The organism is Candidatus Tisiphia endosymbiont of Sialis lutaria (genome assembly GCF_964026535.1).
In the GTDB taxonomy this organism is placed as follows: domain Bacteria; phylum Pseudomonadota; class Alphaproteobacteria; order Rickettsiales; family Rickettsiaceae; genus Tisiphia.
The window spans coordinates 165,287-179,616 of the sequence record NZ_OZ032153.1; the positions used below are offsets into that span (position 1 = coordinate 165,287).

Here is a 14,330-nt window from a genome sequence, read left to right on the forward strand (position 1 = left end):
CGTCACTTAAATTTTACGTTTCCATCTTTTTCTATCAACTTTTCATTTGAATATATATACTGGGCTGGAGAATAATTCTCATCATGTTTAGTCAACAATTCACGAGCTATGAATATGTTGTCTAATAGCTTACCAACAGCTATTACCCCTTGCCTCTCACGAAATAAAGCGGGCAAAACCCCTTGGTAAGATATTTCTAGGTCTTTAATGTCATCGGTAATGACAAAATGCACCTTATCAGCCGTAATTTTTTTAACTGAACCTACTTTAACTAACCCCCCTACCCTAAATTCTTTGCCAAGTTTTAACTCATTAACCTTTGATGGAGGATAAAAAAATACTATATTATCTTCAAGGTTATATAATATCATATATACCCCTCCGGCACTGCATAATAGGTAAAATAATATAATTTTTAATCTATTTTTTACCCTTTTTTGCATTAACTAACCTAACCTTAACCTTATTATAACCTATCCAACTTGCTGCCAACAATAAGCCAAGAGCCAAGAAGGCAAACAGGTATGAAACTAGTAAATAATTCATCTTAATATTTTTTCTGCTGTTCCATTACTCTAATAAATTCTATAATCTCTTGAGCTGAACTATTTAAGTAAAAATGCTTTACATATTTCCCTTGTCTATCCATCAAATAAACGAAAGAAGAGTGATCTAACATATAATCTTCACTATTAGTATCTATTTTAGCATAATACACCTTAAACTTATCAGCCACTTCTTTAATCTGTTGTTCGCTACCTGTTAAACCAATAAACTTAGAATTAAAATGCTTTAAATATTCCTTAAGAACATCAGAACTATCACGTTTGGGATCGATGGTAATAAAAACAAATTCAACATCAATTTTATACTTATCAAGAGTATTAATGACCTCCATTATCTTTTGCAAAGAAGTAGGACAAATATCAGGGCAATAAGTGAAGCCAAAATAAATCAAACTCAATTTTCCTTTCAAATTATCACTATTAAAAATCTTGTCATCTTGATCAGTTAGCTCAAATTTTCCACCAATTTGCACGTCATCATTATACCCCCCTCCTCTACCAGCAAGAGGCTTCTGCGGTGTCTCAAAGGATAACCACAGATAAAATGACGTAATAGTTATTAATAAACCTAATGTTATAATAATTCCTATTATTACATTAGCCTGACGTTTCTCTTGCATTATATCCTATTTATTCTACAATATTAATTGCTTGTTTATTCAATATCTGAGCTACTTCCAACGCGGCATAAGTAACAATGTTACTAGCCCCAGCTCGCTTAAAACATAATAACGATTCTATCAAAACCGCCTGCCAATTTAAGGCATTGACCTCCGCAGCAAGTCTCAACATAGCATATTCGCCGCTGACCTGATAGGCAAATATATTAGTATTAAAGCTATTTGCCGCTTGGGCTATGATATCCAAAAACATCATACCAGGTTTAATCATAATCATATCCGCCCCTTCAGCCAGATCATGTTCTATCTCTAACATAGCCTCTCTGCTATTGCGTACATCCATCTGATAGGTCGCTTTATCTAGATAAACTGCCTTATTACTGCTCACCGCATCTCTGAATGGCGAATAAAAATTTGAAGCATATTTTGCGGCATAAGATAGTATATTAACATTAATAAAACCTTCTGAATCTAGCATTTGACGTATTGCCATAATCCTACCATCCATCATATCAGATGGGGCTACGATGCCTACCCCAGCCTTTGCTAAAACTAAAGCTTGTTTACACAAAGCTTCAACCGTCTTATCATTATCTACATCACCATTATGTAAAATACCATCATGACCATGCGTAGTATAAGGATCCAGTGCAACATCACATATTACACCAATATCAATGTTAGCCTTTTTGATACTTCGAATAGTCCTACACATTAAATTATCTAGATTATACGCTTCATCCGCATTGTCACTTTTTAACTTTGCCTCTATACAGGGAAAAAGTATTATGGCATTTATGCCATTCTCATAAGCCTGCCTAGCCGTCAATAGTACTTGATCAATAGACAACCTATATATACCAGGCATGGTGCTAATCTCCTGACGCTGGTTTTCTCCTTCAACAACAAATAATGCTAACACTAAATCATTAACGCTAAGCCTATTCTCCGCTACTAATTCTCGTAACCACCGAGTTTTTCTATTTCTTCTTAATCTTACTGTTGGATACATCATATTTCCAATTTTTTAAGTTTAATACAAATACAGCTATCCTGATTAGCATTACTATACGTCTATTAGCGAAGCACACGACAAAGCAATACTGTTTTTATCACCGTCCCTACTCGACTTACGTCACCCCTGCTCAACTTTGTGTCATCCCTGCGAAGGCAGGGATCTCAGATTCCCGCCTACGCGGGAATGACAAAACCCCACAACTGTTGAAAGTTAGAAGGTAAGCGGGTTTTAGATAGGTTTTCTGTCATTGCGAGACCACGCAAGTAGGTCGTGGCAATCCATCTTTGGTTACTTTTATGGATTGCTTCGCGACCTACGGTCTTTCTCGCAATGACGTTGACCACATACGACTTTTAAACTATTCGGTCTAAAACCTCTTCCTCTTCTAACTTTCAACAGTTGTGGACAAAACCCCGAGGGAATGACAGCTTACATACTTCGCCGGGTTACGTACTCCCTGCAATAACAAAAGTTTCTTAGGGTTTATACTCTTTTTAGGCAATATATCACAAAAATTTCTGCCACTAAGTAAAAAAATGTTTTAATTGCATAAAAATCCAATATTTTACATAAAATTAATAAAAATTATTCTTTTTGATATAAATCCACTTGACTTATACTATAAAATATCAATAAATATGTTCCATAATAAAAATTATTATGGAAGATTATGAAATGTCACATGCCAACGAGTAAACATAAGAAAGCTGTATTGAAAAAAGTACCCCTAACCATTATTGGCAATGCTAATACCGCGGTTGGTATTGAGAAGGTTGATACTGCCGATACTAATTCTGAAAATATTGACTACTGGAAGTATAAGATTTTTAATACGGCAAATATATTTAATGAATCTCAAGATGACCCTGTGCAGTGGGACTATGTAACTTTCCATAAAATTAAGGACTCTCTGCACAATATTTGTTCTGACTTAAAAAATCAGTTAGATAAGATAACTGATCCAATGGTAACCCTTACACATTTAAAAAATTCAGTTAATAATGCAGCAATAGAGTCTTTTTCAACTAGAAAACAGTTGAGTAAGACTATAAAACACCATGATATGGAATATTTTGATCCAAGTAAACTCACTGATGATAATATTAAAGCATTTTGTGATAAAGTAAATAACACGATTGCATCTTATAATATAGTATTAACAGCCTTAAAGTTAGCCAGAGTATCTTCGCCGAAAGATAGGGATAAAATCACTGAACATTTATGCCCTCAATTATCTGAAATGGGTCATGAATATTTAAATAAGAATATCAAAAATATTGTAACAGGAGTCTGTAAGGGCTTAAATGATAATCGTACTTTTTGGTCTAAATTATGGAATAATGATTTTAAAGTTTCTAGCACAAATTTGCATCATATATTGGACGAAACAACTAATTCATGTGAGGGCAAGGAAAATAATGAGGCTAAGCTATATAGTTCATTACCTATTTTAGATTATAATGATCCAAATACATGCAATGATGCGGTTCCTATAAGCAGGTTTAATAAGCTATATCGTTCATTTTCTCCTCCTAAGAATAATTGTAAGAACCCTCGTCCTTCTATAAGCTCTCCTATTCTTCAAGCATCTTCAGTCGAATTTTCAGAGTGGAATAAATTTGACCTTCTTAATGTATCATCTAATGCAGAGCCTGTTCTCGATGTTTGGGAAGATTTACCAATTTTAGTAGGGGATCATTCTAAAATACCAGACCATATCTAACTATTGGTATCATGCTGTCATTACGAGTAAAACCGTAAAGCAGCGAAGCAATTGACAAGCTTCTGGATTACCATGCTCACATACGCTGATTACAAGTTATAGGCTTATAAGTCATTGCGAGACCACGCAAGTAGGTCGTGGCAATCCATTTTTGGTTACTTTTATGGATTGCTTTGTCGCTACTAAAGTAGCTTCTCGCAATAACGTTTGTGAGTTTGGTTAAATACTAATCGGATTAACTTTAACATAAATTTGTTGATATATATCAAAGCCAACTGGATTTAGCTTGTAATCAATTTCTGCTTGCTGCAAATGTTTCAGTGTTTTAATACAATCCTCTAATTTAAGCTTATTTACAGCTTTTTTAAAACTTGCCACATATTTATAAAAAATTGGTGGGGATAGTGATTTTACCGCCACATCTATATCAATACCAATTTCTAACTTACTCAATATGATGTATAAATTTAGATAATATCTGATTAATGCTCTGATAATTAGCACTTCATTAATATTTTGTTGTTTTAATTTATTGAATTCTTGTAAAAAATTATCAGCATCTTTTGAGGAAAAATAAGCACATAAATTATCCCCATTTCCCATAAAATCATCACTAACTACCTGCCGTGCATCATCTAAAGTAATTTGCTCTTTATCAAATGTAAAATATGTTAATTTATCGATTTCACTAACTAGCATTTGATGGTCACCTTTTAGGCGAGTTGTTAAATAGTTAACAGCATCTTCTTTTATAACCTTCCCTACACTATTACATTTATGTAAAATTATCTTAGCAATTTTTTGTTCATCGTCATGATAACAAGCTAAAGAAGCCAAATAAGTTTCCGTTTCAAAGAATTTACGTATGCTAGAAGCAGTTGATAATTCATCAGCAATAAACACTAAGAAATGCACTGAATCTTTACTAAGAGCAAGTTTTAAAGATTTATCTATAGATTCTCCAACTGATCTTACAGTAATCAATTGTTTTTGCATAAAGAAATTTTGGGTATTAACTAAAGTTTCAAGCGACCGAGATTTAATCTCTGAATATTCTATAGAGGTTTTTAGTAAATCAAATTTCTTTACTAAGGCTTTACAAACTTTATCTATATACCCTTTATCTGGACCATAAAGTAACAGAGCCTTAATTTGTCCATTTTCTACCTTATCAAGTAGCTGCATAGTTTGTGATAGATAGAATTTCATCTTTAATGCTATTTTGCTTTAATGATATTTTGTTTAAAATATAAAATTAATCTTTCCAGTATCTCATTCGCCCCTTGTTTTGTAAGGTCTTCCAATGCCTTATCATTATCTAAATAACTATGATAAGGTGAAGAAGCTGTACTATAAGAGGTCACATGACGGAATGTTCCTGAGGTAACCTGTTGATTAGTCACAATATCAACTAACCTATATTGAATAGTCTGACTTACTGTTTCTCTTAACACATCAGAATTTTTTTTAATAATAAGCGGTAAAATTTTGTTGGTAAATTTTACCTTTAATAAATACTTTGTTGTTGATGTTGTAGATTTTGGTAGAATACTAGACAAATAGTAACAAAATTCTGCCCCAGCAATAGAGTCTATTGGCTCAACTTCAATAGCACTTAATTGGCTTAATTCTTGTAAACTATATTTATTACTATATACAGGTCTTAAACTACAAGAGGTACATAAAAACAAGTAAGTGACGATTACTAATAAACTCAAGCTACTCTTTATCAACTATTAGCCCCCTCCTGTTTAGCTAATTCCTGAGATTGCCCATTATCAGCCACTTTGTTTTTATTATAGTTACGCCTTCTAGGGGGACGAGTATAACTTGATTTCTTATCAAGATATTTACGATTTGACTTAATGGTATCAACAACATTTTCATTGTCCAACTCAGTTACCACTAATGCCTTATCAGTTTCTTGACTAGACTCAACAACCTCTTTATCAGTTTTTTCGTTATCAATTGCTATTTCTACATTTTTATTTAACTCACTACTAGCTTCTAACTTATCAGGAGTTTTCCATTTTTGCTTCTTTCTATTAGGATTTGAACTAGTAGGTGGCTCTTTATTAATCTTTTCTTCTTGATAATTAGAAGACTGATTTTGAATTAATGGTTTACTAGTAGCCCCAGCATGGCTAGATTTTTTTGGCAATTTTATTTTTTCAATTGAATAATTATCAGAAGTGGCAGATGGATCAACGTGGAATCTTAACTTTAAATTATATTTTTCTTCAATTAGAGATATTTCTGAACGCTTATTATTCAGTAAATAGATGACTGAATGAATATTAGCAAAAACATTTACTAGATCGATATTTTCATTAAAAATTTCATTCTCTATCGTACGTAAAATTAACATAGCATTTGATTCATCTGCTCTAACAAGCCCTTTGCCATTACAATATGAACAAATCGATGAATTCGATTCCAAAAATGATGGTCTTAATCTTTGCCGAGACATCTCAAGCAAACCAAATTGGCTAATATTAGCAGTTTGAATTCTTGCCCGATCTCGACTTAGAAATTCCTTAAAAGATCTCTCAATAATTCTACGATTTCTAGCATCATACATATCGATAAAATCAATAACTACTAAGCCTGATAAATCTCTTAATTTAATTTGCCGAGCAATTTCTCTGGCAGCTTCTAAGTTGGTCTTTAACGCCGTTTCTTCAATATTTTTCTCAGCAGTTGCTCTACCTGAGTTAACATCAATTGAAATAAGGGCTTCTGTTGGATTTATTACTATATACCCACCGGAAGGTAAAGCAAAAACAGGCTGATATAATTTAGTTAGCTGCTCCTCAATAACAAATTTTGTAAAAATTGGTACTTTATTTTTGTATTCTTTAAGCTTACCAATATCGGTAGGTAATATATCCTTCATGAATCTTACAGCGTTTTGATATGACTCACTACCCTGTATTATCAATTCTTTAACCGTATGATCACACATATCCCGGATGACTTTTTGGATCAGCCCATCTTCTTCATGTATAAAACATGGAGCTATAGATTTAAGGGTACTCTCTCTAATTTTATTCCATAATTTTACTAAATAATCATAATCTCTTTTGATGTCTAAAGTAGTACATCCAGCACCAGCCGTACGAATTATAATACTTGATACGCTGCTACTATTATTTGAAGTTATTTTACTAACAATATTCTTAAGCCTCCTCCGTTCATCAGCATTGGATATCTTACGTGATACACCATTCTGGGAGGGCGTATTAGGCATTAAAACACAATATTTCCCAGCAAGAGACATAAAGGTGGTAAACGACGCTCCTTTATTACCTCTTTCTTCTTTGGTAACTTGCACAAGCAGAATCTGCCCCTTTTTTATTACTTCTTGAATTTTGTATTGCTTTTGTTTATTCTCTTCATCTTTATCACTTCTCTCAACATTTATTGTTTCAATGTCATTATCTAGAACATCTAAATTAAATTCTACCTGAATTTTTTCGTCCACTAATCTTTCTATAGCATTTAAATCAATTTCTTCACTATCTATTATCAGATTATAATTTCTCTTTGTTTCAGACTCCACAAGATCATCTTGGGTAATATCTGAAAGAGAGATTTCTTGTAATTTGTTTATAGAAGGCAAAGATTTAAGATCGGATGCTGGTATATTATAATAATATGGGCTAATTTCAGTAAAAGGTAAGAATCCACTCTTGTCAGGACCATAATCTATAAAGGCAGCCTGCAAGGCTGGTTCAACTCTTATAACTTTTGCAAGATATATATTACCCTTGTTTTGCTGTTTTATCGCAGTTTCATATTCAATATCTTCAATATTATTATTATGATTTAGTAATACTACCCTTGTTTCATTAGGAAAGTTAGCATCAACTATAATTTTCTTACTCATTAATTTTTTACTCGTAAATTTCTAGGTACATCTCTAATATTTTGCAAACCTAGCAACATTAAACAATATCTATTTATTATGACAAATTTAAAAAACATTCATATCGTTTTAAGTACACTAACCTAATAAATAACTACCATTAGAAATTTCTTAGCCATCTTACGCAAATTCGCTGTTCTATAAACCTAAATTTTATTCATGGTCATAATAAAATTAATTAGACAAATTTTAATGAATAAGCTAATGTACTTTTGATTACACAAACTTCTTAAACGCCTCTCTATTAAGAAATTTATATACGATGTAATCTAGTTTAGCAAACAATTATTTATGACCCAAGATAATCATTTAAAAACAGCTTTGCTATTGTTTATTAGTGTATTTCTTTTCGCATGTATTACTTACATCAATGCACTAGTAATACCAGATTTTTTAATAAGTAAAGGCCTATCTGGAGATCAGCTAGATCATATCGAATCAATCGAAATGTTAGGTTATATAATAGCTGGTTTATTCTTAACCCCATTAATTAATAAAATCAGTGACAACAAAACTACCATTATTAGTTTAATCTTACTGATAATAGGTATATTAAACCTAATTATGATTAAGGATTACACCATCCTTAAAATCAATTTTATTATAATGGCATCCGCCTACTACACTTACATAACCACTACTATCATCAAAATAGTGGAATTAACCAATAACTATAAATACTATAAATATTTTGCTCTTATTATCTTTTCTTTGCTATGGATAGCTGGACAATTTACCGTTGATTTACTAGCCGAATTTCTAGAATCAGCGACAAATGGGTTATTATTATGCGTATCACTTTATAGTTTTATTATTATAACTTGCTTACAAAGAGATAATATTAACAAAAATACAATTTTAGTTTCTAGATTTTCATTTTTAATTGAGAACATAGAATTACAGGTTCTAACAGGCTTTATGGTATCTTATATTACTTTCGATATATTGTGGTATTATGAGGAATTTGCTTTAGAAAAACACTTTCCTGTATCAAAGATAGACACTATTTCCCATTATACTCTTATGAGTATATTTTTCTTGATATCACCTGTTATTTTATCATTAAAAATAATCAATAAATATCTTGCTAACTTAATACTGATGATTATCCTCTTAGCCAGCTTTATTCTTTTACCCCACTATGGGGTCACTTTAATAGGCAACATCTATCTCCTTTCTACAATTGGTGTATGTTTATGTGCTATTTTTATTTGTAATATATTAATATTATCCGGTAAATTTGAAGCCCAAGATTTGAGAACCGCACTAGCAATATATTTCACTATGTGTGCTATTGGTATTTATTCTGGAGCTTTATCTTCTTATATAGCACATGGACTTTATGATGGACAAGGTTTTCTATTTTCTACATATACTGTTGTTGGGACTTTTGTACTTTATTATTCTTGGTACTTTTTTAAACGAAAATTATACAGATTTCCTACTTAGAGCGATTAAATAGATCTCTACTGACTCTTTACGGCTAGAAGATGGTTTAAAATGCTTAACCTTATGAAAATTAAGTTTAATTCTGTTCAAGGCACTATTTTCTGTACCACCTCGAAAAATTTTAGCAATAAAATGCCCTCCCGGCTTTAAAACTTTTAAGGCAAAATCAAGGGCATGTTCACATAAGTCAAGAGTTCGAATATGATCTGTTGTTGCATGACCTGTCGTGTTCGCAGCCATATCACTCATTACAATATCAGCCTTACCATCTAGCATTTTTATAATAGTCTCTTCAGTATCTTCAGCATAAAAGTCTTTTTGCAAACAATCTACACCAACAATTGGCTCAATCTCAAGCAAATCAACAGCAATTATCATATTAGTGGGCGTTGCTCCATCACTCCTGCTACCCAATTTTCCTGAATTAACTATACCAGAATCATTAGATTTAATAATTTTGGCAGCAACCTGGCTCCACCCTCCTGGGGCAGCCCCTAAATCAACTAATTTCATCCCTGGTTTTAACAAATTAAACTTCTCATGAATTTCCAGCAATTTATAAGCTGACCTGGATCTGTAACCATCAAGCTTGGCTTTAGCAACGTAAGGATCATTTAATTGGCGTGCAAGCCACTCTTTTGATGAAGTTTTTCGCCTTTTTGCAGTTTTAACGGCAACAAATTTACCTCTAAAACCTGATATGTTAGATGTCATGATCGGCAATCTCTTCAAAGTTTTCGCTAGATATTTTAGCAATTCTATCCAATACAGAATTAACAAAACCAACCTCGCCCTCGCTCAACATATCATTTGTAATGTCGGTGAATTCATTAATTACCACTTTATTCGGTACATTTGGAAAAAATTGTAATTCACAAATTGCCACACGCAGAAGAGCAAGAAGCAGAATAGGTAAGCTAGTAATTTGCCATTCAGCTGTTAAATGCCTTGATATCATCTTATCAATTTGAGGTAGATTTACAACTACAGACTTTACTAACAATTCAAAATGGCTTATACTTAATTTTACTTTTATTGGTTTATTTAAACTAGCTGTTAGATTGGTTGTTAAACTATTAGCCGCTCTCTCATCTTGATAGAATTGAATAATTTGCTGTATGATTTTTTCTATGTTGCACTTAGGATCTTCCGGTTTATACTGATAAATTGCTTGTACCGCAGCAATGCGTGCTATCGTTTTGGTGTTAATTTTGGCTGAGGTCATAAAATTTTTCAACAGTATTGTAACATATTTAATCTATTACCTATAGCAAAAAAGTATAACTTAGTAAACCTCTTAAAAAAATAATGAGTTGTATGTTATCAATATTCGGATTTATTCTGACCATCAGCCTATTAGTATTTGTTCATGAGTTTGGTCATTATTACGTAGCTAAAATGTTTGGAGTAAAGGTCGAGGAATTCTCGATAGGTTTTGGCAAAGAACTATTCTCTAAAATAGACAAAGATGGCGTAAAATGGAAAATTTGTGCCATACCCTTCGGTGGTTACGTTAAAATTTATGGATTTGACCCTGCAACATTGGAAAAACCCAAATCTTGGGAATCCGGTTCTTTAGAGCATCCGAATCCGTCACATTACGCCTTTCTTAGCAAGCCTCTCTATGCCCAATTCTTAATTGTAGCCGCTGGATCTATAGCTAATTACTTGTTAGCCATTGTAATATTCACAACTATTTATTTTTCTCACGGTCAAATAGAGATACCACCAATAATTGGTGAAGTGGTAGCTAATTCCCCTGCAGAACTAGCTGGACTTACAAAAAACGATAAAATTATTATAGTGAATAATAATAAAATTAACAGTATCGCCGATTTACAAAACAACCTATTAACCAACGGAATCAAGCCTCTCCATCTTTTAGTTGACAGAAATGGTGAGGTTATAGACATTTCTATAATTCCGGTAGAGAAAAAACTAGATAATCATCCTAATCTAAAAAGACCTTATATAGGAATTATTGCTAAAAATGAGCCTATTTATATTAAAATGAATATTTTTCAAAGTATCTATCAAGGATCCGTAGACGTTATTTATATCTCAAATTTAATTTTAGGACATTTTGGACAAATGTTAATGGGGACAAGATCATTAAATGAAATTGGTGGACCAATTACCATTGCCCAAGAATCAGGAAAATCTTTAGAACAAGGAGTAGCAAGCTTTGCCCTATTTGTTGCTATGATATCAATTAATCTAGGTTTACTTAATTTGCTACCAATTCCAGTTCTGGATGGTGGACATTTAGTATTTATAATATATCAAATAATTTTTGGTAAAACACTTAGTGGGGCAATAAAAAATGTTATACTAAGATTAGGTATAGGGATAATTATTTTTCTTATTGTAATTTCTCTGTCAAATGATATAAAAAACTTAGTTTTTAAATGATTAAGTTAACCATACCCGTTACTCTAAAATTAAAATATTAAAGAAAAGAAGGTTCTTGTGAAAATAAAAGTCAAACCAACTATTAAAATAGCTATTTTGGCAACAACTATTTTATATAATATCTCCGCTTTATCAGCTGAGTATGTTAAAGAAATAACTATTCAAGGTAACAAAAGGATTGAAACCTCAACTATTGAAAATTATTTAAAGCTTCAAGTTGGAGAAGAATATAGTTCGTCAAGAGCAGATGAAGCAATCAAAAATCTTTACGCAACATCTTTATTTGAGAATATAACTATTAGACTAGTAAGTGGTGGCAATTTGATAGTTACTGTTTCAGAAACTCCTTTTATTGCTAAGGTAATATTCCAAGGTAATTCTAAAATCAAAACCTCTGTATTATCGAAGGAAATGCTTACTATGGCCGGTGAATCAATGAGTCGGGCTAAAATCCAACTGGATGTCGAGAAGATTAAGGAGATGTACAAACGTTCCGGTCGTTATTCGACAACTGTCACCCCACAAATCGAAAAGCTTGAGAATGATCGAGTAAGAGTTACTTTTGATATTGCAGAAGGACCTAAAACAACAGTTAAACAAATTTATTTCCAAGGAAATAATAATTATCGTACTAATGAACTGCAATCTGTTATCCTAACCAAACAATCGAAATGGTTTAGTTTTTTAGAAACTAATGATACCTATGATCCAGATCGTTTGGCGTATGATAAAGAATTACTAAAGGAATTTTATCAATCAGTAGGATTTGCCGATTTCCGCGTTATTTCTGCTACAGCAGAGCTAAATCCAACCAAGGAATATTTTACCATCACTTATTCTATTGATGAAGGAGCAAAATATAAATTGGGCAACATTACTATTGACAATAAACTGCCTAATATTGATCTAAATGAAATTAACAAATATATTAATGTTACTTCCGGTGAAACATTCAATATTAATCGTTTAAATAAAATAACTAATAAACTTACTGCATATTTTGCCAGTCAAGGTTATCCAGGAATTAGTGTTTATCCTGATATAAGTAGTAAAAATCCAGATCATACTGTCGATGTTAAATTTGTGATAGATAAGGCAGATAAAGTATATATTAATCAAATTAATATTACTAATAATCTAAAAACTGAAGATAAAGTTATTAGGCGAGAATTTAAAATTTCTGAAGGAGATATATTTAATCGTTCTTATATTGAGAAAGGTGATCGAAATTTACGTAATTTAGATTATTTTGAAAAAGTACTTATTAGCGTCACGCCCACAGAACGAAAAGATAAATATGATATTAATATTGATGTTGAGGAAAAATCAACGTCATCAATTAGTTTTGATGCTGGCTATAACACAGCAGGCGGACCATTTGGACGTATATCATTCTTAGAACGCAATTTAATTGGTACCGGAAAATTGTTAAATGCTGGAGTGCAAGTAGGGAAAAAAAGTATTAGCTACTATGGCGGCATAACCGAGCCTCATTTTCTTGATAAAGACTTATCGCTAGGTTTCAATGCTTTCAATAATTATAGCGGTCGTGGTACTTCATTCCTTTCACAAGGAGATCAAAATTATACGTTAAAATCTATAGGACTCAAAACCTCTCTTGGTTATGATATTGCCGAAGATTTAAGTCATGAAATTGACCATACTATTAAAAGAGAAGTATTAAGCTCTCCAGGCAATCCGGGTTCTATATTCTTAAATGAACAAATGGGAAAATTCGTAACATCTGCTATTGGGCATACTATCACTTATGATCAACTTGATAGTAGGATTGTTCCTAAAAATGGTTACGTTATAAGTGGTACCCAGGAATTTGCTGGTGTTGGAGGTAATAATAAATATCTAAAACATGAACTAGACGGTAAGTATTTTAAATCTTTTATCAATAATAAATTTACTTTGAAAATTGCTAGTAGTGTCGGTAATATCATGGGTGTTGGAGGTAAAACTGTTAGAATTTCTGATCGCTTTAATTTGGGTGATTATAGTCTTAGAGGATTTGCTGCCAGTGGAATAGGCCCTAGAGAGAAAAGAACAAATGAAGGTCTTGGTGGAGAAAAATATTATACAGTTTCAACAGAACTTAATTTTCCGACTGGTTTACCAGAAGACTTTAATTTGACTGGTGCTGTTTTTATAGATGCTGGTAGTCTGTGGGGGGTAAGATTAAATTCTAAAAGTACCTATAAAGCTGATAGTTTTTATAATGATAAGTCGCTTCGGGCTTCTGTTGGAGTTGGCTTTATCTGGGTCACTCGCTTTGCCCCTATCAGAATGGATTGGGCTTGGCCAATTAAGAAGCGACCTTATGATGAGAAACAAACTTTCCATCTAAAGTTCTCTACACATTTTTAACATGAAAGGTGTAAAGAACCGGGCTAACATTACACGCAAGGATGTCATTTATGCTCAACTTAGTGTCATCCCTGCTCGACTTAATGTCACCCCCACAACTGTTGAAAGTTAGAAGAGGAAGCGGTTTTAGACCGGATAGTTTAAAAATCGTATGTGGTCAACGTCTATTAGCGAGAAAGACCGTAGGTCGACGAAGCAATCCATAAAAGTAACCAAAGATGGATTGCCACGACCTACTTGC

At 32.5% G+C, this 14,330-nt stretch carries 13 protein-coding genes; 4 read left to right on the forward strand and 9 right to left on the reverse strand.

What is annotated here, in order from left to right; genetic code table 11:
- Positions 1-2: 2 nt before the first annotated feature.
- Genes ccmE through hemB form a run of 4 tightly spaced genes read right to left on the reverse strand, consistent with a single transcriptional unit; the run spans position 3 to position 2,198 of the window.
- Complete coding sequence (ccmE, locus tag AAGD20_RS00815) at positions 3-443, reverse strand: cytochrome c maturation protein CcmE (RefSeq protein WP_341749049.1); 441 nt, start codon at positions 441-443, stop codon at positions 3-5.
- A complete protein-coding gene (locus AAGD20_RS00820; protein WP_275656748.1) occupies positions 421-546 on the reverse strand; it encodes a hypothetical protein in 126 nt (41 codons plus the stop codon). The genes ccmE and AAGD20_RS00820 overlap by 23 nt, the downstream gene beginning before the upstream one ends.
- A 1-nt stretch (position 547) precedes the next feature.
- Positions 548-1,186, reverse strand: coding sequence for an SCO family protein (locus AAGD20_RS00825; RefSeq protein WP_094649564.1), 639 nt, complete (start codon positions 1,184-1,186; stop codon positions 548-550).
- 10 nt (positions 1,187-1,196) lie between these two features.
- Positions 1,197-2,198 carry a porphobilinogen synthase gene (gene hemB, locus AAGD20_RS00830; protein ID WP_341749412.1) on the reverse strand — a complete coding sequence of 334 codons (1,002 nt, stop codon included), beginning with the start codon at positions 2,196-2,198 and terminating at the stop codon, positions 1,197-1,199.
- 718 nt (positions 2,199-2,916) lie between these two features.
- Between hemB and AAGD20_RS00835 the strand changes: the two genes are divergently transcribed.
- Positions 2,917-3,927, forward strand: coding sequence for a hypothetical protein (locus AAGD20_RS00835; RefSeq protein ID WP_341749050.1), 1,011 nt, complete (start codon positions 2,917-2,919; stop codon positions 3,925-3,927).
- A gap of 219 nt (positions 3,928-4,146) precedes the next feature.
- Here the strand turns inward: AAGD20_RS00835 and holA are convergent, their stop codons facing one another.
- Genes holA through AAGD20_RS00850 form a run of 3 tightly spaced genes read right to left on the reverse strand, consistent with a single transcriptional unit; the run spans position 4,147 to position 7,816 of the window.
- Entirely contained in the window at positions 4,147-5,136 is a 990-nt protein-coding gene (gene holA / locus AAGD20_RS00840) for a DNA polymerase III subunit delta (RefSeq protein ID WP_341749051.1), read from the reverse strand.
- Positions 5,137-5,144: 8 nt separating this feature from the next.
- Positions 5,145-5,645 (reverse strand): hypothetical protein, encoded by a 501-nt coding sequence (locus tag AAGD20_RS00845; RefSeq protein WP_341749052.1) that lies wholly within the window; start codon positions 5,643-5,645, stop codon positions 5,145-5,147.
- A gap of 11 nt (positions 5,646-5,656) precedes the next feature.
- Complete coding sequence (locus AAGD20_RS00850) at positions 5,657-7,816, reverse strand: Rne/Rng family ribonuclease (RefSeq protein ID WP_341749053.1); 2,160 nt, start codon at positions 7,814-7,816, stop codon at positions 5,657-5,659.
- 330 nt (positions 7,817-8,146) lie between these two features.
- Between AAGD20_RS00850 and AAGD20_RS00855 the strand changes: the two genes are divergently transcribed.
- Positions 8,147-9,304: a hypothetical protein gene (locus AAGD20_RS00855; protein WP_094649229.1), complete on the forward strand. Its 1,158-nt coding sequence runs from the start codon at positions 8,147-8,149 to the stop codon at positions 9,302-9,304.
- Here the strand turns inward: AAGD20_RS00855 and AAGD20_RS00860 are convergent.
- Positions 9,284-10,018 carry an RlmE family RNA methyltransferase gene (locus tag AAGD20_RS00860; protein WP_341749054.1) on the reverse strand — a complete coding sequence of 245 codons (735 nt, stop codon included), beginning with the start codon at positions 10,016-10,018 and terminating at the stop codon, positions 9,284-9,286. The genes AAGD20_RS00855 and AAGD20_RS00860 overlap by 21 nt on opposite strands.
- On the reverse strand, positions 10,008-10,529 hold the full coding sequence (nusB, locus tag AAGD20_RS00865) for a transcription antitermination factor NusB (protein WP_341749055.1): 522 nt from the start codon (positions 10,527-10,529) through the stop codon (positions 10,008-10,010). Before nusB ends, AAGD20_RS00860 begins: the two co-directional genes overlap by 11 nt.
- A 92-nt stretch (positions 10,530-10,621) precedes the next feature.
- Between nusB and rseP the strand changes: the two genes are divergently transcribed.
- A complete protein-coding gene (gene rseP / locus AAGD20_RS00870; protein ID WP_341749056.1) occupies positions 10,622-11,716 on the forward strand; it encodes an RIP metalloprotease RseP in 1,095 nt (364 codons plus the stop codon).
- Between the two features lie 63 nt (positions 11,717-11,779).
- A complete protein-coding gene (gene bamA, locus AAGD20_RS00875; RefSeq protein WP_410520910.1) occupies positions 11,780-14,089 on the forward strand; it encodes an outer membrane protein assembly factor BamA in 2,310 nt (769 codons plus the stop codon).
- The last annotated feature ends 241 nt before the right edge of the window (positions 14,090-14,330 follow it).